Raw genomic sequence first — 21,425 nt, 5'->3', positions numbered from 1 at the left:
GAATATATCATCCCCTCGCCCTTCGACCCGCGACTGATGGAAATCGTGCCCGCCGCGGTCGCCAAGGCGGCGATGGACACCGGCGTCGCCGGACAGCCGATCGAGGACATGGCGGCCTATCGCAACAGCCTGAAAGCGCGGCTCAACCCGACGACCTCGGTGCTGACGCTCGCCTATGAAGCCGCGCGCGCCAATCCGAAGCGCGTCGTCTTTGCCGAGGGCGAGGAAGAAGTGGTACTGCGCGCCGCAATCCAGTTCCGCGACGGCGGTTACGGCATCCCGGTGCTCGTCGGACGCGAAGGCTTGCAGGACAAGCTCAAGGAGATGGGGGTCGCCGACCCCGAGAGCTTCGAGGTCCACAACAGCGTCAATTCGCCGCATGTGCCGCAGATGGTCGACATGCTGTACGAACGGCTGCAGCGCCGCGGATATCTGCGCCGCGATATCGAGCGCATGGTCAACCGCGACCGCAACATCTTCGGCTCGCTGCTGCTCCAGCTCGGGCTCGGCGACGCGATGATCACGGGCACGACGCGCACCTATTCGCAGACGATGCGCGAAGTGCGGCGCGTGATCGACCCCGCCGAGGGCCAGACCAATTTCGGTATCCACGTCCTCGTCGGACAGCACCACACGGTGTTCATGTCCGACACGACGGTCAACGAACGCCCGTCGGCACAGCAACTCGCCGACATCGCCGAACGCACCGCGCAGGTCGCGCGCCGCATGGGCCATGAACCGCGCGTCGCCTTTCTCTCCTATTCGACCTTCGGCAACCCGCCGGGATCGTGGCTCGACAATATCCGCGACGCGGTGGCGATCCTCGACGCGCGCAAACCGGGGTTCGAATATGAAGGCGAAATGTCGCCCGACGTCGCGCTGAACCCCAAGGTGATGGCAAATTATCCCTTCTGCCGCCTGTCGGGGCCCGCGAATGTGCTGGTCATGCCGGGGCTGCAGTCGGGCAATCTGTCGGCGAAGCTGCTGCGCGAACTCGGCGGCAGCGCGGTAATCGGGCCGATGCTCGTCGGCATGGAAAAGCCGGTGCAGGTCGCGACGATGGCATCGACCGCATCGGACCTGGTGACGCTGGCGGTGCTCGCCGCCGGCGGGATCACCGAGTAAGGCCGGACAAAGAAAAGCGGCGGTCGCCCCGGGGCGCCGCCGCTCTTTTTCCTGTCCGAATGCGCCCGGTCTACGGACCGCCGGGAGCCCCGGCACCCGGCGCGCCGACCGCGCCGATATTGCCGAAGATATCCTGGAAGAAGCTGCGTTCGCGGCCGAGCGTCGGGGTCTTGTCGCCTTCGGGGCTGATCTTGCTGACCAGTTCGATTCCGGTGCGATCGACCGCGGCGACGTTGCCGGCATTGTCGAAGCGCACGCGCAGCACCTGCTGCGCCACCGGGCGCGGGTTGGCAAAGGCGAGCTGGCGCGTTTCGCGCGACACATAATAATATTCATTGTCGCTGAACTGGCCGACGAAGGTCGGGCGGCCGAGCGTCTTTTCGACCGACTCGCGATTGTCGATGCCCGGCGCGATCGCGTCGGTCAGCACCGGGTCGGCGACATAGCCCTGCCGCCCCTTGAGCTGGGTGCAACCACCACTGGCGAGCGCGAGCGCGACGACGCCCAGCAGCAGGGGCGCCCGGCGGGCCGAAAAACTGGTCGTGAAGTGCGGCATCAAATGGTCTCCGTTGCGCTGCCTTGCCGCTCGCCCCCGCGACTGCGCATGTTGTGGGGCCTCTTAGCGCCAAGCGGGCGGCGCGCACAAGCTGCTTGTGGCGCGGCAAAGCTTGCTGCAGCCTGACCGGCGGGCCTTTCGCGCCAACGCAAATCCGCCTAAGCGGGGCGCATGATCTCGTTTCGCAAACTCTTCAAGCCCGACCCCGACCCGCGCGAGGCGCGCCGTCCGCTGTGGAATGCCGTGGTCGCGACCGCGCGCGCGCCGCACTGGTACCAGGCCGGCGGCGTTCCCGACACGCTCGACGGGAGGTTCGACATGATCAGCCTGGTGATGGCGCTCGTTCTTCACCGCATCGACGAGGATCCCGCGCAGACGCTGGCGGGGGTCGAGATCACCGAATTGTTCGTCACCGACATGGACGGCCAGATGCGCCAGATCGGCTTCGGCGACATGGTCGTCGGCAAGCAGATCGGCCGGATGGTCGGGGCGCTCGGCGGGCGGCTCGGCGCCTATCGCGCGCCCGACGGGTCGGACGACCTGCGCGCCGCGCTGGTCCGCAACCTGTGGCGCGGCGAGGCGCCGGGCGCGGCCGAGCTGGATTATATGATAGCAGGCGTGGCGCGGTTGCGCGGCGCGCTCGGCGCGATGCCGGTCGCCGAGCTGGTCGTCGCCGACCGCCTGCCCGACGGCACGCCATGACGACGCCCGAATATTCGCATGTCGTGACGCTCGCCGAGGCGGGGGCGGGCAAGACGGTGACGCTGACCGCCGACGACGCAGCGCGCGCGGCGATCGCGAAGCGGCTCGACCTGGTGCAGTTCGAGCGATTCGAGGCGCGGATCGAGGTGCGCGGCGTCGCGGGCGGGATCGGTCTGCGCGGCGAGGTGCAGGCGAAGCTGGTGCAAAGCTGCGCCGCGACCGACCTGCCGGTGCCCGCGACGATCACCGAAGGTTTCGACCTCAAATATCTCCGCGACCTGCAGCCCGACGAGGATGGCGAGATCGAGGTCGAGCTGGGCACCGAGGATATCGACATATTGCCGCTCGAGCACGACCGCGTCGATCTGGGCGAAGTCGCGGTGCAGACGCTGTCGCTCGCGCTCGATCCCTTTCCGCGTCACCCCGATGCCGATCGCATCCTCGCCGAAAAGGGCGTGCTGAGCGAGGAGCAGGCGGGGCCGTTCGCCGCGCTCGCGGCGTTGCGCGGCAAGCCGAAAGCCTAGCGGCGCTCGGGCTCCTCGTCCTCGGGCACATCCTCTTCGCGCTTCGGCGGGTCGGCGAGCAGGTCGGCCATCGCGTCGTCGAGACCCGATTCGCGTCTGGCGGGTGGCGCGGCCTCGGCCGCTTCGCCCTTGGCGTCGCTCTCGCCTGCGGCTTCGGCCGCCGCTTTCTCGTCGCGCGTCGGCGGCAGGCTGCCGCCGAGCGCCTTGGCGAGGCCGATCAATTGCTCGCCGATCACCTTGTCGACCGCGGGCGCGATCTCGGCGGGTTTGAAGCGCATATAGCCGCCGAGGACATAGTCGAAGCGGATCGCGGCGCCGGTCGGGGTCGGCTTGATCTGGATCGTCAGCGTGCCGATGAGCGCCTCGCCCTGCAGCGGCCCGAAGGCGCCCGACAGGCGGAGCAGTTCGTTCGGCTTGGCGAAGAGGATGCGCGCATGCTGGACGCTGCCCATGCCGACCGTCTTGTCGGGGCCGGTGCCGGGGAGTTTTTCGCAGAAGCAGCCCCCCGCCTGCGAATCGAGCCAGAAATTGGCCGCGTCGCCCGACCAGCTATGCTCCTGCGACCACCATTTCTGGGGCATTTTGAGCATTTTCCAGACGTCTTCGGGGGTCGCAGCGACCTGCGCCGTGTGCGCGACGGTGAAGCCGAGTTCGCTCTGGTCGATGACTTTCGCCTGCGCCGGCTGCACGGCGAGCGCGGCCAGAATCGCGGCGCCCGATATCGTCGAAAATTTCATCGCCCATCCCCTTTGCCGCCATTCTTAAACGGCGGCGGGGACGCTGGCTAGCCGGTCGTCGCGGCGCTGAGGATCGTTTCGATCGCGTCGTTGACGACGTCGATATCGGCCATGCCGTCGACATGCGTCACGATGCCGCGCGCTTCGTAGATCGGCAGGATCGGCGCGGTCTTGGCGCGATATTCGGCCATGCGGGTGCGCACCGTTTCCTCATTGTCGTCGGGACGGCGCTTGAACTCATGGCTGCCGCACACGTCGCAGGTATTTTCGACCTTCGGCAGCTTATAGCGATCGTGATAGCCCGCGCCGCAGTTGGCGCAGCTGAAGCGACCGGTAATGCGGTCGACGAGCGCATCCTCTTCGACGAGCAGTTCGATGACATGGTCGAGCTTGCGCCCGCGCGCGTCGAGGATCTCGTCGAGCGAATCGGCCTGCGCCGCGGTGCGCGGATAGCCGTCGAAGATCACCGAGACATCGGGACCGAGTTCGTCGAGCCGTTCACCGATCAGCCCCGAGACGATTTCGTCCGAGACCAACTCGCCCGCATCCATCACCGCCTTGGCCTGGACGCCGATCGGCGTTCCCGCCTTGACCGCGGCGCGCAGCATGTCGCCGGTCGAGAGCTGGACCATGCCATGCCCTTCCTCGAGGCGGACCGCCTGCGTTCCCTTGCCCGCCCCCGGCGGACCCAGCAAAATGATATTGAGCGTCATGACGGCCCCTGTTTCCCTGCCCTGTTCGAGACTCGCGTAGCGGGCGCGTCAGCGCCGCGCAACGCCGCCCTTCAATTTGGCCTTCTTGATCAGGTCGCCATATTGATGCGCGAGCATGTGGCTCTGAATCTGGGTGATGGTGTCGATCGTCACATTGACGATGATCAGCAGGCTGGTGCCGCCGAGCTGGAAGGGCAGCCCCGACCGCGCGATGAAATATTCGGGGATCAGACAGATCGCCGCCAGATAGGCCGCGCCGATCACGGTGATGCGCGTCAGCACATGGTCGAGATAGGCGGCGGTATTCTTGCCCGGGCGGATGCCGGGGATGAAGCCGTTCTGGCGCTTCAGATTGTCGGCGGTTTCTTCGGGGTTGAAGACGACCGCGACGTAGAAGAAGCAGAAGAAGACGATGCCCGCGGCGTAGAGCAGCATGTAGAGCGGCTGGCCGTGCGCGAGATACTGGTTGAGCGAGATCAGGAAATCGCCGCTCGCGCTGTCTTGCGAGACATTATTGCCCATGAACTGCGTGATCGTCAGCGGCATCAGCAGCAGCGACGAGGCGAAGATCGGCGGGATCACGCCGGCGGTGTTGACCTTCAGCGGCAGGTGGCTGCGGTCGGCCTGCATGCCGCCGCGCTGCGTCGCGCGCTTGGGATATTGGACCAGCACCCGTCGCTGCGCGCGCTCCATAAAGCTGATGAAGGCGATGACGAGGATCGCGCCGACGATCACCGCGAGCACGGTGCCGCCGCCCATATTGCCGTCGCGGACCTGGCTGAACATCTGCGCAAAGCTGCGCGGCAGCTGGGCGAGAATGCCCGCCATGATGATGAGCGAGACGCCGTTGCCGATACCGCGGCTGGTGATCTGTTCGCCGAGCCACATCAGGAAGAGCGTGCCGCCAACGACGCTGATCACGGTGGTGATGCGGAACATCATGCCCGGATCGAGGACGACGGTGATACCCTGCGCGCCGGTCGACGCCTCGGCGGTCAGCGCGAGGAAATAGGCCTGGATCGCGGTGAGCAGCACGGTGCCGTAGCGCGTGTACTGGTTGAGCTTCTTGCGCCCGCTTTCGCCCTCTTTCTTGAGCGCAGCGAGGCTGGGGGCCAGCGCAGAGGCGAGCTGCACGACGATCGACGCCGTGATATAGGGCATGACGCCGAGCGCGATGATGCTGAGGCGCTCGAGGCTGCCGCCCGAAAAGGTGTTGAAGATGTCGAGGACGCCGCCCGAGGCGGCCTGCTTATAGGCCTGCGCCAACGCGACGGGATCGACGCCCGGCAGCGGCACGAAGGACAGGAAGCGGAAGACGATCAGCGCGCCGATCGTGAACCAGATGCGGTTCTTGAGTTCGGTCGCCTGGCCGAATTTCGAAAAGTTCAGATTTTGGGCGAGCTGGTCGGCGCGAGAGGCCATGTCGTTCTTTCCTCAGTGGCGGACCGCGCCCCCCGCGACCCGGCGCCTATGTGCGTTCGCCGGTGCCGAAGCGCAAGGGGAAAGGCCCTGCTTTAGCGGTGGGCCGTTTCGCCCGATCCCGCCCATGCCCGCCGGGTCGACCGGAAACGGACAGGTCACATATGAAGGGGCGGTTCTTTCGAACCGCCCCCTATATTCATTCAGCCTTGGCTTCTTCGGCCTTGGCGGGCAGCTCGACCTTGCCGCCGGCCTTTTCGACCGCCTCGATCGCGCCCTTCGACGCGCCGGCGACCGCGAAGCTCAGCTTGGTGGTGAGCTCGCCCTTGGCGAGGAGGCGAACGCCGTCCTTGCCGCCGCGAGCCACACCAGCGGCCTTGAGCGCGGCGTGATCGATCACGGCCTTGGCATCGAGCTTCTTCGCATCGACCAGCTTCTGGACCATGCCCAGGTTGACGATGGCAAAGTCCTTGCCGAAGATGTTGTTGAAGCCGCGCTTCGGGATGCGCATGTGGAGCGGCATCTGGCCGCCCTCGAAGCCGTTGATCGCAACGCCGCTACGGGCCTTCTGGCCCTTCTGGCCGCGACCGGCGGTCTTGCCCTTGCCCGAGCCGATACCGCGGCCGACACGCATGCGGCCCTTGCGGGCGCCGGCATTGTCACGAAGATCGTTAAGCTTGATAGTCATATTGCACTCGCTTTCGCTGTGTTCGCGCTGGGAACCAGATTAATCCGGTTCGATTTCACTCGATGGCTGGAAGCCGGGATAGGCGCCGGCCTTGTCCATCACGATGGCCTGGGCAACATAGCCACGGCCATCGACCTGGGTAATCGACGGGCTGCCGTGCAGCTGCCACCCCCGGTTGAGCAGGCCTTCGACGCGCGCGCAAAACGCGCTGTCGTCGGGACCGGTCAACAGGCGGTAGAGCTTCATCGGGCTTAGCCCTCGACCACTTCCACCATGTGCGGAAGCTTGCGGATCATGCCGCGCACTTCCGGGGTGTCGACCAGTTCGACCTCGCGATGCATCTTGCCCAGGCCGAGGCCCGTCAGGATCGCACGCTGGCTCTTGGGACGACGGATCGGCGAGCCGATCTGACGGATCTTGATCTTCTTGTCAGCCATGGTCTTACTCCGTCACCGCGGCAGCTTCGGCCTCGGCAGCGCGGTCGGATGCACCGCCACGCTTGATGAGGTCCGACACCTTCTTGCCACGACGCTGCGCAACCGACTTGGGGCTGGTCTGCTCGCCGAGCGCTTCGAAGGTCGCGCGGATCATGTTGTAGGGGTTCGAGGTGCCGTTCGACTTGGTCACGACGTCGGCGACGCCGAGCGATTCGAACACGGCGCGCATCGGGCCACCGGCGATGATACCGGTACCGGCGGGTGCCGAGCGAACGGTAACCTTGCCGGCGCCGAAGTGGCCGAGGCCATCATGGTGCAGCGTGCGGCCATCGCGCAGCGGAACGCGGATCATCGCCTTCTTCGCGGCAGCGGTCGCCTTCGAAATGGCTTCGGGCACTTCGCGCGCCTTGCCATGACCGAAACCGGCGCGACCCTTGCCATCGCCGACGACGACGAGCGCGGCGAAACCGAAGCGCTTGCCGCCCTTCACGGTCTTCGAGACGCGGTTGATGTGGACGAGCTTTTCGATCAGCTCTTCACCGCCTTCTTCGTCGCGCGGGCGACGATCGTCGCGGCGACCACGGCCACCTTCGCGACCGCCACGGCCGCCATCGCGTCCGCCGCCACGGCCGCGGCGCGGAGCCTGGCCCTCGGTGGTCGCTTCGACAGCGCCTTCGACGTTCTGAATTTCGTCAGCCATATTAGAACTCCAATCCGCCTTCGCGAGCCGCGTCGGCCAGCGCCTTGATGCGCCCGTGGAACAGGAAACCGCCGCGGTCGAACACGACCTGGGTCACGCCGGCCTTCTTGGCGGCGTCGGCGAGGCGCTTGCCGACATCGGCAGCCGCTGCGGTGGTGGCGCCGGTCTTGCCGCGGACATCCTTGTCGAGCGTCGAAGCCGAAGCCAGCGTCGTGCCGGCGGCGTCATCGATGAGCTGCGCATAGATGTGACGGCCCGAACGGTGCACCGAAAGGCGGGGACGCCCGGCGGCACGCTGGCGAAGGGCGGTGCGGACGCGCTGGCGCCGCTTCTGGAAAGGGGTAAGATGTGCCATGGCTTACTTCTTCTTGCCTTCTTTGCGGAAGATATACTCGCCGCGATATTTGATGCCTTTGCCCTTATAGGGTTCGGGCTTGCGCCAACGGCGGATTTCCGCCGCGACCTGACCGACCTTCTGCTTGTCGATACCGGTGATCTCGATCGTCGTGTTGTCCGGCGTCTTGATCTCGATACCTTCGGGCACATCGAAGTCGACGTCGTGGCTGTAGCCGAGCTGCAGCTTGAGCGTCTTGCCCTGCGCGTTGGCACGATAGCCGACACCGGTGATTTCGAGCACCTTGGTGAAGCCGTCGGTCACGCCGGTGACGAGGTTCTGGACCAGCGTGCGCTGCATGCCCCAGAAGGCGCGCGCCTGCTTGGTGGCGTTGGCGGGCTGGACCGAAATCTCGCCTTCCTTGACCTCATAGGTGATGTCGTCGGCGAGCGTGAGGGCCAGGGTACCCTTGGGGCCCTTGACCGCCAGCTGACCGCCGTCGATGCTGGCCGTGACCCCCGAAGGAATGGCGACCACTTTTTTACCAATACGCGACATCAGAACACCTCCGCCAGCACTTCGCCGCCGACATTATGTTCGCGGGCTTCGGCGTCCGACAGAACGCCGCGCGGGGTCGACACGATGGTGATGCCCAGGCCGTTGCGCACGATCGGCAGTTCTTTCGAACCCGAATAGACGCGGCGGCCCGGCTTCGAGACGCGGGCCACGTGGCGGATCGCCGGCTGGCCTTCGAAATATTTCAGCTCGATGCGGATGCCCTTGTGCTGGCCCTTGGCGCCCAGCGCTTCTTCGCTGTAGCCGCGGATATAGCCTTCGCGCTGGAGCACATCGAGAACACGGACGCGCAGCGTCGAGGCCGGCGTCAGGACGCTGTCCTTCTTCGCCTGCTGGCCGTTGCGGATGCGGGTGAGCATATCACCCAGAGGATCGGTCATTGCCATCTTGCGTCTTCCTTACCAGCTCGACTTCACAACGCCGGGGATCAGGCCCTTGTTGGCCAGATCGCGGAGCTGGATACGGCAAAGCCGGAACTTGCGATAATATGCGCGCGGACGACCGGTCATCTCGCAGCGGTTGCGGATGCGGGTCGGGTTGCCGTTGCGCGGAACTTCCGCCATCTTGAGGCGCGCGATCAAACGCTCGCCATCGTCGAGCGACGTGTCCGCCGCAATCGCCTTCAGCTTCGCATAACGGCCGGCATATTTCTTCACCAGCTTCTTGCGACGCTCATTCTTGTTCACTGAACTCAGTTTCGCCATGACTTAAGTTCTCTTTCCTCTTGAAAGAGCCTGCCTGGTCCCATGCGGGGATCAGGCGGCTTCCTTTTCCTGCGCTTCGATCGGGAAGGGGAAGCCGAACAGCTTGAGCAGTTCGCGGGCTTCTTCGTCCGTACGGGCGGTGGTGGTGACGATCACGTCCATGCCGCGCACCGTGTCGATGCGGTCATAGTTGATCTCGGGGAAGATGATCTGTTCCTTCAGGCCCATGGCATAGTTGCCACGACCGTCGAAGCTGGTCGCCGACACGCCGCGGAAGTCGCGGATGCGGGGCATCGCGATCGTGATCAGGCGGTCGAGGAACTCGTACATGCGTTCGCGGCGCAGGGTGACCTTGCAACCGATCGGCATGCCTTCGCGCAGCTTGAACTGGGCGATCGACTTCTTGGCCTTGGTCACGACGGGCTTCTGGCCGGCGATCAGTTCCATTTCGGCGGCCGCGATTTCGACCTTCTTCTTGTCCTGGACCGCGTCGCCCACGCCCATGTTCAGCGTGATCTTCTCGATCTTCGGCACTTCCATCACATTCTTGTAACCGAACTTGTCGGTCATCGCCTTGACGATCACGTCGTCATAGCGCGTGCGCATGCGCGGGGTGTAATTGTCAGCCATTGATCGTCTCCCCGGACTTCACGGCCACGCGGACCTTCTTGCCGTCCTTGGTTTCAAAGCGGACGCGCGTCGGCTTGCCGGTCTTGGGATCGGCGAGCGCGACCTTGCTCGCGAAGAGCGGCGCTTCCTTGCGCTCCAGGCCACCCTGCGGGTTGGTCTGAGTCGGCTTGCGGTGACGGGTGATGACGTTGACGCCAGCGACGACGACCTTGCCGTCCTTGGGCAGGCTCTGCGTCACTTCGCCGGTCTTGCCCTTGTCCTTGCCGGACAGGACGACGACGGTGTCACCCTTCTTGATCTTGTTCGCCATGGTTAGAGGACCTCCGGCGCCAGGCTGATGATCTTCATATAGCCACGCCCACGCAGTTCGCGGACGACGGGGCCGAAGATACGGGTGCCGATGGGCTCTTCATTCTTGTTGACGAGCACGGCGGCGTTGCTGTCGAAACGGATCACCGAACCGTCGGCGCGGCGCACATCCTTCGCGGTGCGGACGATGACGGCGCGATGGACGTCGCCCTTCTTCACCTTGCCGCGCGGCTGGGCTTCCTTGATCGACACGACGATGACGTCGCCGACGCCGGCGACGCGACGCTTCGACCCGCCCAGCACCTTGATGCACTGGACGCGCTTGGCGCCGCTGTTGTCGGCGACTTCCAATTGTGACTGCATCTGGATCATCGATGCATTTCCTTCTTGTTTGGCCTACCGGGCAATCCCGGCGGTTCCGTGAAAACCAGCTTAGGCGTCGGCAGCCGTCTTGGGCTTGCTGTGGGTGTCGACCTTGTCGAGCACCTTCCACGTCTTCAGCTTCGAAATCGGCTTCGTTTCCTCGATGCGGACGGTTTCGCCAGCCTTGATGGCGTTGTCCTCATCATGGGCGTGATACTTTTTCGAACGACGGATGATCTTGCCGTAGAGCGGGTGCTTCACCTTGCGCTCCACTTTCACCACGACGGTCTTGTCGCCCTTGTCGGACACCACGGTGCCGGTCAGAATGCGCTTCGGCATCGTCAGTCTCCTTACTTCGCAGCCGAGCGCGAACGCTCGGTCTGCTGCGTCTTGATGCGGGCGATCGAGCGCCGCACTTCCTTGACGCGCGATGCCTTTTCAAGCTGGCCGGTGGCCGCCTGGAAACGCAGGTTGAACGCCTCACGCTTCAGTTCGCCAAGCTGTTCGGCGAGCTGGTCGTCGGTCTTGGCCTTGAAATCTTCGGTCTTGGCCATGTCCTTAGCCCTCCAGGTGCGAGGTGTCGCCGAGGCGGGCGATAACCTTCGTCTTGATCGGCAGCTTCATCGCGGCGCGTTCGAACGCCAGCGCGGCCACCGGGCCCGGAACGCCGTCGAGTTCGAACAGGATGCGACCCGGCTTCACGCGCGCTGCCCAGAATTCCGGCGAACCCTTGCCCTTGCCCATACGGACTTCGGCCGGCTTCGACGACACGGGGACGTCGGGGAAGATACGGATCCACAAACGGCCCTGGCGCTTGATCGCACGGCTGATCGCACGGCGAGCCGCTTCGATCTGGCGCGCGGTGATGCGCTCGGGTTCCATCGCTTTCAGCCCGTAGGAGCCGAAGTTCAGCGCGGTGCCGCCCTTGGCGTTGCCGTGGATGCGGCCCTTGAACGCCTTGCGGAACTTGGTTTTTTTCGGTTGCAGCATGTCAGCAGTCCTTAGCGGCGGTCTTCGCGCGCCGGGCGCACGCCCGACGTCTGCGCGTCGAGCATCAACCGGTCGGTCGCCATCGGGTCATGACCCAGGATTTCGCCCTTGAAGATCCACACCTTGATCCCGCACACGCCATAGGCGGTGTGCGCGGTCGCTTCGGCATAGTCGACGTTCGCGCGCAGCGTGTGCAGCGGAACGCGGCCTTCGCGATACCATTCGGTGCGCGCGATTTCCGCGCCGCCCAGACGGCCGGCGCAGTTGATGCGGATGCCCTCGGCGCCGAGACGCATCGCCGACTGCACCGCGCGCTTCATCGCACGGCGGAAAGCCACGCGGCGCTCGAGCTGGTCGGCAATGCCTTGGCCGACGAGCTTGGCGTCGACTTCGGGCTTGCGGATTTCGACGATGTTCAGCGACACGTCGGCACCGGTGAGTTCGCCGAGCTGCTTGCGCAGCTTTTCGATGTCGGCGCCCTTCTTGCCGATGATGACGCCCGGACGGGCGGCATAGATCGACACGCGGCACAGCTTCGCCGGACGCTCGATCACCACCTTCGAGATCGCGGCCTGCGGCAGCGTCTTGAAGATGAAGTTGCGGATCTTGAGATCCTCAACGAGCATGCGGCCATAGTCCTGGCCTTCGGCGAACCAGCGGCTGTCCCAGGTGCGGTTGACCTGCAGGCGCAGGCCGATCGGATTGCTCTTCTGGCCCATCTTACGCCTCTTCTTCCTGTTCGCGCACGACGATGCGGATGCGGCTGAACGGCTTGACGATCCGGGTCGACTTGCCGCGGCCGCGAGCGTGCCAGCGCTTCATCGAGATCGACTTGCCGACGCTTGCTTCCTGGATGACCAGCGCATCGACGTCGAGGTTGTGGTTGTTTTCCGCGTTGGCGACGGCGCTGGCGAGAACCTTGCGCACGTCGACGGCCATCGCCTTCTTCGAGAAAGCGAGGACGTTCATCGCGTCTTCGACCTTGCGGCCGCGGATCAGCGCAGCGACGAGGTTCAGCTTCTGCGCCGAACCGCGAATCTGCGTGCCGACCGACAGCGCCTCGTTATCCGCAACGCGGCGGGGGGATTTTGCCTTGCCCATTAGCGTTTGCCCTTCTTGTCGGCCGCGTGGCCGGGGAAGAAGCGCGTCGGCGCAAATTCACCCAACTTCATGCCGACCATGTCTTCGTTCACCGACACCGGCACGAACTTGCGGCCGTTGTAGACGTTGAAGGTCAGCCCCACGAACTGCGGCAGGATGGTGGACCGACGCGACCAGGTCTTGATCGGGGCAGAGCTGCCGCCGTCCTGGGCCGTTTCGGCTTTCTTGAGCAGATGGAGGTCCACAAACGGACCCTTCCAGACCGAGCGAGCCATGGCTTACCTCTTCTTCTTCGCGTGACGCGACCGGATGATCATCTTGTCGGTCGACTTGTTCGAGCGGGTGCGCGCACCCTTGGTCGGCTTGCCCCACGGGGTCACCGGATGACGGCCACCCGAGGTGCGGCCTTCACCACCGCCGTGCGGATGGTCGACCGGGTTCTTGGCAACGCCGCGGGTCAGCGGACGCTTGCCGAGCCAGCGGCCGCGACCGGCCTTGCCCAGGTTGGTGTTCTGGTTATCGGGGTTCGACACCGCGCCGACCGTGCCCATGCACTCGCCGCGAATGTAACGCTGCTCGCCCGAACCGAGACGCACGATGACGAGACCGCGGTCACGACCGACGACCTGTGCATAGGTGCCGGCCGAACGGGCGATCTGGCCACCCTTGCCCGGCTTCATCTCGATGTTGTGGACGATCGTGCCGACCGGCATCTGCGACAATTCCATCGCATTGCCCGGCTTCACGTCGGTCTTCTTGCCCGCGACGACGACGTCGCCGACCGCCAGGCGCTGCGGCGCCAGAATATAGGTCTGCTCGCCATCCTCATACTTCACCAGTGCGATGAAGGCGGTGCGGTTGGGGTCATATTCCAGACGCTCGACGGTGGCCGGCATGTCCCACTTGCGACGCTTGAAGTCGATGAAGCGGTACTTCTGCTTGTGGCCGCCGGCGATGCCGCGCGAGGTCACATGACCCTTGTTGTTGCGACCGCCGGTCTTGTTCTTGCCTTCGGTCAGCGCCTTGACGGGCTTGCCCTTCCACAGCGACGACTTGTCGACGAGGATCAGGCCGCGCTGCGCGGGGCTGGTCGGATTATAGGATTTAAGTGCCATTGTTCTTGCCTCTTCCTACAATCAGACGCCGGTGGTGACGTCGATCGACTGGCCTTCGGCCAGGCGAACGATCGCCTTCTTCACGTCGCTGCGGGTGTAGGGCTTGCCCTTCCAGCGCTTGGTCTTGCCCTTGGCGACGAGCGTGTTCACGCCGATCACCTTGACATCGAACAGCGCCTCGACGGCGGCCTTGATGGCGGGCTTGGTCGCGTCGTTCGCAACCTTGAACACCACCGCGTTATTTTCGCTGAGCAGGGTCGACTTTTCGGTGATCACCGGAGCGAGGATCACGTCATAGTGACGCGCGTCGACAGTTTTTGCCTTAGCCATTGAAACGGGCCTCCAGCTTTTCGACCGCCGCGCGGGTCAGGACCAGCGTGTCGGCACGGATGATGTCATAGACGTTGGCACCAGCCGCCGGCATCGAGTCGATACCGATCAGGTTGGCCGACGCCATGGCGAAGCTTTCATGGACCGCATCGCCGTCGATGAAGAGTGCGCGGTTGCCGAGTTCGAGCTTGCCGAGCTTGCCGGCGAGCGCCTTCGTCTTGGCATCCTTGAGCTCGAGCGTGTCGAGAACGACGATCTTGCCGCCCTTCGCCTTGTCGCTGAGCGCCATCTTGAGGCCGAGCGCACGGATCTTCTTATTCAGCGAGTGACCGAAGGTGCGGGCCCGGGGACCGTGCGCCTTGCCACCGCCGATGAAGATCGGCGCCTTGCGATCGCCGTGACGCGCGGTACCGCCGCCCTTCTGGCGACCGAACTTCTTGCCGGTGCGGGCGACGTCGCTGCGTTCGCGGGCGGCGCGAGCCGGACCACGACGCTTTTCGAGCTGCCACGACACGACGCGGTGCAGGATGTCGGCGCGCGGATCGACGCCGAAGACGTCGTCGTTGAGGTCGATGTCGCTACCGGCCTTGCCGTCGATGGTCTGAACCTTGACCTTCATGTTCAGGACTCCTGCGCGCCGTCGGTGGCCGCGGTGTCGACGACGGTTTCTTCGACCGGCGTTTCGACCGGCGCGTCAGCCGGGGCATCGTTGCTGTTGGCCGCGCTCTTGATGCCCGCCGGATAGGGGGCCTCGGGGTGGCGGGGCAGTTTCACCGCGTCGCGGACGAGCAGCCAGCCGCCCTTCGAGCCAGGGACCGAGCCCTTGACGAAGAGAAGGCCGCGCTCGGCGTCGGTGCGGACGATTTCGAGATTCTGCTGGGTGCGGTTGCGCGCGCCCATGTGGCCGGCCATCTTCTTGTTCTTGAAGACGCGGCCCGGATCCTGGCGGTTACCCGTCGAACCATGGGCACGGTGGCTGATCGACACGCCGTGCGTGGCGCGCATGCCTCCGAAACCCCAGCGCTTCATCGCGCCGGCAAAGCCCTTGCCCTGCGTGACGCCCTGGATATCGACGATCTGGCCGGCGACGAAATGGTCGGCCGACAGTTCGGCGCCGACGTCGAGCGTCGCGTCGTCAGCGACGCGGAATTCGACGACCTTCGCCTTGGGTTCGACTTCGGCCTTGCCGAAAGCGCCGCGCTGGGGCTTGGCGACGTTCTTCGCCTTCGCCGAGCCGGCACCGAGCTGGACGGCGACATAGCCGTCACGTTCTTGTTCGCGCACGGAAATGACCTGGCAGCCTTCGAGGCTCAGGACGGTGACGGGCACGTGGCGGCCGTCGTCCTGAAACAGGCGGGTCATCCCCATTTTCTTCGCGATCACGCCAGTCCGCATGATCAATACTCCTCAACAGAGGCCGGGCGGACCATTCCGCACGGCTTGCGGGACCCGATGAGGCAAGCCTCTCCGGAACCCTCCCAGCCCATAATTTCGATGCATCGCCCCGTCCGGGCTGAGGTGCCGCCTTCCCGAAGGAGGAGCGGCGAGACGGGGGACGCAGCCCGGACCATGATGCTTCCGAGGAAGCGGTCCGGCGGTATCCACCCTATCGTGATACAGGCGGCGAACCGTCCTGCCGATAGAGACCCCCGCTTTCGCGGGGGCAGCGTTGGCTTAGGCCAACTTGATCTCGACGTTCACGCCAGCAGCCAGGTCGAGCTTCATCAACGCGTCGACGGTCTGCGGGGTGGGCTGCACGATGTCGAGCAGCCGCTTGTGGGTACGCACCTCGAACTGCTCGCGCGACTTCTTGTCGACATGGGGGCCGCGGTTCACGGTGAATTTTTCAATACGCGTCGGAAGCGGGATCGGGCCGCGAATAAGCGCTCCGGTACGACGCGCCGTGTCGGCGATGTCGGTGGTGGCCTGATCGAGCACGCGGTGATCAAAGGCCTTCAGGCGAATGCGAATATTCTGCGTTTCCATGACTGTTCCAGTCGAATCCCGTCTAACGATGCGAAAGAGCCGAAATGGCTTGTACCGGCCCCCATCAGGAAGCCGGCCCGGCCATCAAAAACCTTTAAGCTACGAGCCGCGCGAATCAGTCCGAATCGCGCGGCTCGCGGCCCTATATTACTTTGTGATGGTCGCGACAACCCCTGCGCCGACCGTACGGCCACCTTCGCGAATCGCGAAGCGCAGACCCTGGTCCATGGCGATCGGGGCGATCAGCTTGACCGACAGCTGGACGTTGTCGCCCGGCATGACCATCTCGGTCCCCTCGGGGAGGATGACCTCGCCGGTGACGTCCGTGGTGCGGAAGTAGAACTGCGGACGATAGTTCGCGAAGAACGGCGTGTGACGGCCGCCTTCGTCCTTCGACAGGACGTAGACTTCCGAGGTGAACTCGGTGTGCGGCTTGATCGTGCCGGGCTTGCAGAGAACCTGGCCACGCTCGACTTCTTCACGGCCGACGCCGCGGATCAGCGCACCGACGTTGTCGCCAGCCTGGCCCTGGTCGAGCAGCTTGCGGAACATTTCGACGCCGGTCACGACGGTCTTCTTGGTGTCCTTGATGCCGACGATTTCGACTTCTTCACCAACCTTGACGACGCCGGTTTCGATACGGCCGGTGACGACGGTACCGCGACCCGAGATCGAGAACACGTCTTCGATCGGCATCAGGAAGGGCTTGTCGAGCGGACGTTCCGGCTGCGGGATCCACGCGTCGACGGCAGCCATCAGCTTCAGGATCGCGTCCTTGCCGATGTTGTCGTCGCGACCTTCGAGGGCAGCGAGAGCCGAACCCGGGATGATCGGAATATTGTCGCCGTCGAAGTCGCGCTTCGACAGTTCTTCGCGGATTTCCAGCTCGACGAGTTCGAGCAGCTCGGGATCGTCCAGCTGGTCGACCTTGTTGAGGAAGACGACCATGGTGGGGACGCCGACCTGCTTGGCGAGCAGGATGTGCTCCTTGGTCTGCGGCATCGGGCCGTCAGCGGCCGACACGACGAGGATCGCGCCGTCCATCTGGGCGGCACCGGTGATCATGTTCTTCACATAGTCAGCGTGACCCGGGCAGTCGACGTGCGCATAGTGGCGGCCATCGGTTTCATATTCGACGTGGGCGGTCGAAATGGTGATGCCGCGCTCGCGCTCTTCGGGAGCCTTGTCGATGTTCGCGAAGTCGACGGCGGCGTTGCCGGCGACGTTTTCGGCGAGCACCTTGGTGATCGCTGCGGTCAGCGAGGTCTTGCCATGGTCGACGTGACCGATGGTGCCGATGTTGCAGTGCGGCTTCGTCCGCTCAAATTTAGCCTTGGCCATGATTAAAGAACCTTCTTCTTTAGGTGTTTCGTTTGATCAGTCCGGACGGGCCTGCTGAATCAGGCGCCGCCCTTAGAGGGCTTTGCCGCGCGGCGCAAGTCCGCGCGGCTCTGTCCCTATCAGGCCATACGGGCCTTCACTTCTTCGGCGACGTTGGTCGGCACTTCCTCATAATGCGAGAATTGCATCGAGTAGCTGGCGCGACCCTGGCTGAAGCTGCGCAGCTGATTGACGTAGCCGAACATGTTCGCCAGCGGAACGATCGCCTCGACGACCTGGGCGATGCCCCGGCTGTCGGTGCCCTGGATCTGCCCGCGACGGCTGTTGAGGTCACCGATCACGTCACCCATGAATTCCTCAGGGGTAACGACTTCGACCTTCATCACCGGTTCGAGCAGCTTGATGCCGGCTTTCGCCGCCACTTCGCGCATCGCCGCACGGCCCGCGATTTCGAACGCCAGCGCCGACGAGTCGACGTCGTGATAGGCGCCGTCCGTGAGCTTGATTTCGAAGTCGATGATCGGGAAGCCGATCATGTGACCGTTTTCGGCCGACTCGCGCATGCCCTTTTCGACCGACGGGATATATTCGCGCGGAATGTTGCCGCCCTTGATCTCGTCGATGAAGGTGATGCCCGAGCCGCGTTCGCCGGGAGCGACGCTGACCTTGACGCGGCCGAACTGGCCCGAGCCGCCCGACTGCTTCTTGTGGGTGTAGTCGACGTCGACCGGCTTCGCGAGCGATTCGCGGTACGCCACCTGCGGCGCGCCGACGTTCGCTTCGACCTTGAACTCGCGCTTCATGCGATCGACGAGGATGTCGAGGTGAAGCTCGCCCATGCCCTTGATGATCGTCTGGCCCGATTCATGGTCGGTCGACACGCGGAACGAGGGATCCTCGGCGGCCAGGCGGTTGAGCGCGATGCCCATGCGTTCCTGGTCGGCCTTGGTCTTCGGTTCCACCGACAGCTCGATGACCGGCTCGGGGAATTCCATCCGCTCGAGGATGATCGGCGCGCTGGTGGCGCAGAGCGTGTCCCCGGTGGTGGTTTCCTTGAGGCCGGCGAGCGCGACGATGTCGCCAGCATAGGCTTCTTCGATGTCTTCGCGGCTGTTCGCATGCATCAGCAGCATACGACCGACCTTTTCCTTCTTGTCCTTCACCGAGTTCAGGTAGGTGCCCTTGTTGAGCGTTCCCGAATAGATGCGGGCGAAGGTGAGCGAGCCGACGAACGGGTCGTTCATGATCTTGAAGGCGAGCAGCGACAGCGGCGCCGAGTCCGAGGTCTCGCGCGAGTCGGGCTGGTCGTTCGCCGGGTTGATGCCCTGGACGTCAGGGATGTCGAGCGGCGAAGGCAGATAGTCGACAACCGCGTCGAGCAGCGTCTGGACGCCCTTGTTCTTGAACGCCGAGCCGCAGAGGACCGGAACGAACGCCTGCGCCAGCGTGCCCTTGCGGATCAGCGCCTTGAGCTGGGCGACGTCGGGGGCATTGCCTTCGAGATAGGCTTCCATCGCGTCGTCGTCCTGTTCGACGGCGAGCTCGACGAGCTTTTCGCGATATTCGGCAGCCTTGTCGGCGAGGTCGGCGGGGATTTCCTCATAGAAGAATTCGGCGCCGAGGCTTTCGTCCTTCCAGATGATCGCACGCTCGTTGACGAGGTCGACGAGGCCCTTGAAGCCGCCTTCGGCGCCGATGGGCAGATAGAGGACGGCCGGAACCGCACCGAGGCGATCGATGATCGTCTGGACGCAATAATAGAAATCGGCACCGGTGCGGTCGAGCTTGTTGATGAAGCACATGCGCGGCACGCGATACTTGTCGGCCTGGCGCCACACGGTTTCCGACTGCGGCTCGACGCCGGCAACGCCGTCGAACGCGGTGATCGCGCCGTCGAGCACGCGCAGCGAACGCTCGACTTCGATGGTGAAGTCGACGTGGCCGGGGGTGTCGATGATGTTCAGGCGATGCTCGGGACCCTGACCTTCGTCAGCCTTCCAGAGACAGGTGGTCGCAGCCGACGTGATCGTGATGCCGCGTTCCTGTTCCTGCTCCATCCAGTCCATCGTCGCGGCGCCGTCATGGACTTCGCCGATCTTGTAGGACTTGCCGGTGTAGTAGAGGATACGCTCGGTCGTCGTGGTCTTGCCGGCGTCGATGTGCGCCATGATCCCAAAGTTGCGATAATGTTCGAGCGAATGGCTGCGTGCCATGGTCTTTTCCTTGGATTTGGGGGGAGGCCTTTGGAGCCACCCCCGATATAGGAACGATTGTTACGATTGCGAGACGCGCCGACCGATGCGGCGTCGCCCCGCGACCGCTTACCAGCGGTAGTGGCTGAAGGCGCGGTTCGCTTCGGCCATGCGGTGCGTGTCTTCGCGCTTCTTCACCGCGTTGCCGCGGTTGTTCGACGCGTCGAGCAGTTCGCCCGACAGACGCGCGGCCATCGTGGTCTCGCTGCGGTTGCGCGCGGCGGTGATCAGCCAGCGGATCGCGAGCGCCTGCGCACGGTCCGGACGGACCTCGACCGGAACCTGGTAGGTCGCACCGCCGACGCGGCGGCTGCGGACTTCGATGTTCGGGCGGATGTTCGCCAGCGCTTCGTGGAACACGCCGATGGGTTCCTTCTTGGCGCGGGCTTCGACCGTCTCGAGCGCACCGTAGACGATGCTTTCGGCGGTGGACTTCTTCCCGTCCAGCATGACGCTGTTCATGAATTTCGACAGCACGACATCCCCGAAACGGGGATCGGGCAGGATTTCGCGGCGTTCAGGACGACGACGACGAGCCATAGGTAATTCCTTTTAACAACAGCATCCCGGCGCAAGGCGCTGCGGGATGATCAAAAGCCGAAAAGCGGTCCTTACTTCGGACGCTTCGCGCCGTACTTCGAACGGCTCTGCTTGCGGTCCTTCACACCCTGCGTATCGAGCACGCCGCGCAGGACGTGGTAACGCACACCGGGAAGATCGCGGACACGACCGCCGCGGATCAGCACGACGCTGTGTTCCTGGAGGTTGTGGCCTTCGCCGGGGATGTAGGTGATGACTTCGCGCTGGTTGGTCAGGCGGACCTTCGCAACCTTGCGGAGCGCCGAGTTCGGCTTTTTCGGGGTCGTCGTGTAAACACGGGTGCAAACGCCACGCTTCTGCGGGTTTGCGTCCATCGCCGGGACCTTGGACTTCACCTTCTGGGGAGTCCGGCCCTTGCGGACCAGCTGGTTGATCGTGGGCATGAATGCTTCACCTTAAAATGTTCGCCCATCAAAGCGAACGGTTACTGTACCGCGGTGGATGAAGCATCGGTCCGACGCCTGCGGAAAACCGCAGAAAACGGGCGACCTTGTAACAGCAAAAGACCCCGGCAGACCTGCAAGATCTTCCGGAGGCTCCATCCGCGCCAGCAATGTTCAAGCGCTGTTGTGCCCGAAGTTGGCGGAAGTCCGCCGCTTTCGAACGGGGGCGCCCCTAGCCCCGATTCCCCCGGCGGTCAAGGGGCCAGCAATATTGTTGCGCCGGTCGGGGCACGCTATCGGACGGTCCATGCCCCCCGTCCGCCATGCCAGTTTCGCCCCGCATGTCTACCCCGACACGCGGCTGCTGATCCTCGGCAGCCTGCCCGGCGCGCGGTCGCTCGCCGAGCGGCGCTATTATGCGCATCCGACAAACCAGTTCTGGCGGCTCGTTGGCGAAGTGATCGACCGGCCGCTGGCGGCGATGGATTATGACGATCGGCTGGCGGCGCTGCGCAAGGCGCGCATCGGCCTGTGGGACGCGATCCGCACCGCCGAGCGGCGGTCGAGCAGCGACAGCGAGATTCGTGGAGTGGAGGCGCAGGATCTGGCGGCGCTGGTCGCGACGCTGCCCGACCTTCGGATGATCGCGTTCAACGGCGGCAAGGCCGCGGCGATCGGACGGCGGCAGTTGCCGGCGCTCGAAGGCGTGGCACTGGTCGACCTGCCGTCGAGCAGCGCGGCGAATACCCTCCGGTTTGCGACGAAAGCCCCGCGATGGCTATCGCTGGGTGATGCACTTGCCAAATGAAC

General features: G+C 64.6%; 34 protein-coding genes. 4 read left to right on the top strand and 30 right to left on the bottom strand.

Annotated elements, in window-relative coordinates; translation table 11 throughout:
• Positions 1-1,125: phosphate acyltransferase (locus tag B1A78_RS04410; protein WP_256837466.1), on the top strand; the 1,125-nt coding region annotated here is incomplete at its 5' end.
• A 70-nt stretch (positions 1,126-1,195) separates the two neighbouring features.
• On the opposite strand, the gene B1A78_RS04405 is transcribed toward B1A78_RS04410, so the two are convergent.
• A complete protein-coding gene (locus tag B1A78_RS04405) occupies positions 1,196-1,681 on the bottom strand; it encodes an outer membrane protein assembly factor BamE (protein WP_077145785.1) in 486 nt (161 codons plus the stop codon).
• Positions 1,682-1,852: 171 nt separating this feature from the next.
• Here B1A78_RS04405 and B1A78_RS04400 point away from each other — a divergent pair, with 171 nt between their 5' ends.
• Complete coding sequence (locus tag B1A78_RS04400) at positions 1,853-2,383, top strand: ubiquinol-cytochrome C chaperone family protein (protein ID WP_077145784.1); 531 nt, start codon at positions 1,853-1,855, stop codon at positions 2,381-2,383.
• Positions 2,380-2,907, top strand: a complete 528-nt coding sequence (locus B1A78_RS04395; RefSeq protein ID WP_077145783.1) for a DUF177 domain-containing protein — start codon at positions 2,380-2,382, stop codon at positions 2,905-2,907. The genes B1A78_RS04400 and B1A78_RS04395 overlap by 4 nt, the downstream gene beginning before the upstream one ends.
• Here B1A78_RS04395 and B1A78_RS04390 read toward each other — a convergent pair.
• The 29 genes from B1A78_RS04390 to rpsL all read right to left on the bottom strand — a co-directional run bounded on the left by B1A78_RS04390 (position 2,904) and on the right by rpsL (position 20,615).
• Entirely contained in the window at positions 2,904-3,644 is a 741-nt protein-coding gene (locus B1A78_RS04390; protein WP_077145782.1) for an SRPBCC family protein, read from the bottom strand. The two genes, B1A78_RS04395 and B1A78_RS04390, sit on opposite strands and share 4 nt — an antisense overlap.
• 47 nt (positions 3,645-3,691) lie before the next feature.
• The gene (locus B1A78_RS04385) at positions 3,692-4,357 is read right to left on the bottom strand and encodes an adenylate kinase (RefSeq protein WP_077145781.1); all 666 of its coding nucleotides are present in this window, start codon (positions 4,355-4,357) and stop codon (positions 3,692-3,694) included.
• A 48-nt stretch (positions 4,358-4,405) separates the two neighbouring features.
• Entirely contained in the window at positions 4,406-5,779 is a 1,374-nt protein-coding gene (gene secY / locus B1A78_RS04380; RefSeq protein ID WP_077145780.1) for a preprotein translocase subunit SecY, read from the bottom strand.
• A gap of 196 nt (positions 5,780-5,975) precedes the next feature.
• On the bottom strand, positions 5,976-6,464 hold the full coding sequence (gene rplO / locus B1A78_RS04375) for a 50S ribosomal protein L15 (RefSeq protein ID WP_077145779.1): 489 nt from the start codon (positions 6,462-6,464) through the stop codon (positions 5,976-5,978).
• A 39-nt stretch (positions 6,465-6,503) separates the two neighbouring features.
• Positions 6,504-6,710, bottom strand: coding sequence for a DUF1737 domain-containing protein (locus tag B1A78_RS04370; RefSeq protein ID WP_077145778.1), 207 nt, complete (start codon positions 6,708-6,710; stop codon positions 6,504-6,506).
• Between the two features lie 5 nt (positions 6,711-6,715).
• Entirely contained in the window at positions 6,716-6,901 is a 186-nt protein-coding gene (rpmD, locus tag B1A78_RS04365; protein ID WP_037515666.1) for a 50S ribosomal protein L30, read from the bottom strand.
• A gap of 4 nt (positions 6,902-6,905) precedes the next feature.
• Positions 6,906-7,601 (bottom strand): 30S ribosomal protein S5, encoded by a 696-nt coding sequence (gene rpsE, locus B1A78_RS04360; protein WP_077145777.1) that lies wholly within the window; start codon positions 7,599-7,601, stop codon positions 6,906-6,908.
• A 1-nt stretch (position 7,602) separates the two neighbouring features.
• Positions 7,603-7,956, bottom strand: a complete 354-nt coding sequence (rplR, locus tag B1A78_RS04355; RefSeq protein WP_077145776.1) for a 50S ribosomal protein L18 — start codon at positions 7,954-7,956, stop codon at positions 7,603-7,605.
• 3 nt (positions 7,957-7,959) lie between these two features.
• Positions 7,960-8,493: a 50S ribosomal protein L6 gene (rplF, locus tag B1A78_RS04350; protein ID WP_077145775.1), complete on the bottom strand. Its 534-nt coding sequence runs from the start codon at positions 8,491-8,493 to the stop codon at positions 7,960-7,962.
• Positions 8,493-8,897: a 30S ribosomal protein S8 gene (gene rpsH, locus B1A78_RS04345; protein WP_054589697.1), complete on the bottom strand. Its 405-nt coding sequence runs from the start codon at positions 8,895-8,897 to the stop codon at positions 8,493-8,495. The genes rplF and rpsH overlap by 1 nt, the downstream gene beginning before the upstream one ends.
• Positions 8,898-8,909: 12 nt before the next feature.
• A complete protein-coding gene (rpsN, locus tag B1A78_RS04340) occupies positions 8,910-9,215 on the bottom strand; it encodes a 30S ribosomal protein S14 (RefSeq protein ID WP_077145774.1) in 306 nt (101 codons plus the stop codon).
• Between the two features lie 51 nt (positions 9,216-9,266).
• Positions 9,267-9,845, bottom strand: coding sequence for a 50S ribosomal protein L5 (gene rplE / locus B1A78_RS04335; RefSeq protein ID WP_077145773.1), 579 nt, complete (start codon positions 9,843-9,845; stop codon positions 9,267-9,269).
• Complete coding sequence (rplX, locus tag B1A78_RS04330) at positions 9,838-10,155, bottom strand: 50S ribosomal protein L24 (protein ID WP_077145772.1); 318 nt, start codon at positions 10,153-10,155, stop codon at positions 9,838-9,840. Before rplX ends, rplE begins: the two co-directional genes overlap by 8 nt.
• A gap of 2 nt (positions 10,156-10,157) precedes the next feature.
• Complete coding sequence (gene rplN / locus B1A78_RS04325; protein ID WP_056341829.1) at positions 10,158-10,526, bottom strand: 50S ribosomal protein L14; 369 nt, start codon at positions 10,524-10,526, stop codon at positions 10,158-10,160.
• A gap of 60 nt (positions 10,527-10,586) precedes the next feature.
• On the bottom strand, positions 10,587-10,856 hold the full coding sequence (gene rpsQ / locus B1A78_RS04320) for a 30S ribosomal protein S17 (protein ID WP_039578283.1): 270 nt from the start codon (positions 10,854-10,856) through the stop codon (positions 10,587-10,589).
• Between the two features lie 11 nt (positions 10,857-10,867).
• On the bottom strand, positions 10,868-11,071 hold the full coding sequence (gene rpmC / locus B1A78_RS04315) for a 50S ribosomal protein L29 (protein ID WP_054589693.1): 204 nt from the start codon (positions 11,069-11,071) through the stop codon (positions 10,868-10,870).
• A gap of 4 nt (positions 11,072-11,075) precedes the next feature.
• Positions 11,076-11,507 (bottom strand): 50S ribosomal protein L16, encoded by a 432-nt coding sequence (rplP, locus tag B1A78_RS04310; protein WP_077145771.1) that lies wholly within the window; start codon positions 11,505-11,507, stop codon positions 11,076-11,078.
• Between the two features lie 11 nt (positions 11,508-11,518).
• The gene (gene rpsC, locus B1A78_RS04305) at positions 11,519-12,226 is read right to left on the bottom strand and encodes a 30S ribosomal protein S3 (protein ID WP_077145770.1); all 708 of its coding nucleotides are present in this window, start codon (positions 12,224-12,226) and stop codon (positions 11,519-11,521) included.
• A gap of 1 nt (position 12,227) precedes the next feature.
• A complete protein-coding gene (gene rplV, locus B1A78_RS04300) occupies positions 12,228-12,608 on the bottom strand; it encodes a 50S ribosomal protein L22 (RefSeq protein ID WP_056341841.1) in 381 nt (126 codons plus the stop codon).
• Entirely contained in the window at positions 12,608-12,883 is a 276-nt protein-coding gene (gene rpsS, locus B1A78_RS04295; RefSeq protein WP_037556370.1) for a 30S ribosomal protein S19, read from the bottom strand. Before rpsS ends, rplV begins: the two co-directional genes overlap by 1 nt.
• Positions 12,884-12,886: 3 nt before the next feature.
• Complete coding sequence (gene rplB, locus B1A78_RS04290) at positions 12,887-13,723, bottom strand: 50S ribosomal protein L2 (RefSeq protein ID WP_077145769.1); 837 nt, start codon at positions 13,721-13,723, stop codon at positions 12,887-12,889.
• 21 nt (positions 13,724-13,744) lie between these two features.
• On the bottom strand, positions 13,745-14,053 hold the full coding sequence (locus B1A78_RS04285; RefSeq protein ID WP_077145768.1) for a 50S ribosomal protein L23: 309 nt from the start codon (positions 14,051-14,053) through the stop codon (positions 13,745-13,747).
• Positions 14,046-14,672: a 50S ribosomal protein L4 gene (gene rplD / locus B1A78_RS04280; protein WP_077145767.1), complete on the bottom strand. Its 627-nt coding sequence runs from the start codon at positions 14,670-14,672 to the stop codon at positions 14,046-14,048. Before rplD ends, B1A78_RS04285 begins: the two co-directional genes overlap by 8 nt.
• Positions 14,673-14,674: 2 nt before the next feature.
• On the bottom strand, positions 14,675-15,448 hold the full coding sequence (gene rplC, locus B1A78_RS04275) for a 50S ribosomal protein L3 (protein WP_077145792.1): 774 nt from the start codon (positions 15,446-15,448) through the stop codon (positions 14,675-14,677).
• A 279-nt stretch (positions 15,449-15,727) separates the two neighbouring features.
• Entirely contained in the window at positions 15,728-16,039 is a 312-nt protein-coding gene (rpsJ, locus tag B1A78_RS04270) for a 30S ribosomal protein S10 (protein WP_003042199.1), read from the bottom strand.
• 147 nt (positions 16,040-16,186) lie between these two features.
• Positions 16,187-17,380 carry an elongation factor Tu gene (tuf, locus tag B1A78_RS04265; protein ID WP_077145766.1) on the bottom strand — a complete coding sequence of 398 codons (1,194 nt, stop codon included), beginning with the start codon at positions 17,378-17,380 and terminating at the stop codon, positions 16,187-16,189.
• A 119-nt stretch (positions 17,381-17,499) separates the two neighbouring features.
• Positions 17,500-19,593, bottom strand: a complete 2,094-nt coding sequence (gene fusA / locus B1A78_RS04260) for an elongation factor G (protein WP_077145765.1) — start codon at positions 19,591-19,593, stop codon at positions 17,500-17,502.
• A gap of 108 nt (positions 19,594-19,701) precedes the next feature.
• Positions 19,702-20,172: a 30S ribosomal protein S7 gene (rpsG, locus tag B1A78_RS04255; RefSeq protein ID WP_077145764.1), complete on the bottom strand. Its 471-nt coding sequence runs from the start codon at positions 20,170-20,172 to the stop codon at positions 19,702-19,704.
• Positions 20,173-20,243: 71 nt separating this feature from the next.
• On the bottom strand, positions 20,244-20,615 hold the full coding sequence (gene rpsL / locus B1A78_RS04250; protein ID WP_037515637.1) for a 30S ribosomal protein S12: 372 nt from the start codon (positions 20,613-20,615) through the stop codon (positions 20,244-20,246).
• 307 nt (positions 20,616-20,922) lie between these two features.
• On the opposite strand from rpsL, the gene B1A78_RS04245 reads away from it, so the two are divergent.
• Positions 20,923-21,423 carry a DNA-deoxyinosine glycosylase gene (locus B1A78_RS04245; protein WP_077145763.1) on the top strand — a complete coding sequence of 167 codons (501 nt, stop codon included), beginning with the start codon at positions 20,923-20,925 and terminating at the stop codon, positions 21,421-21,423.
• The last annotated feature ends 2 nt before the right edge of the window (positions 21,424-21,425 follow it).

It is taken from the genome of Sphingopyxis sp. KK2, assembly GCF_001990265.1.
In the GTDB taxonomy this organism is placed as follows: Bacteria; Pseudomonadota; Alphaproteobacteria; order Sphingomonadales; family Sphingomonadaceae; genus Sphingopyxis.
This window is presented reverse-complemented; position numbering and strand designations above follow the sequence as displayed.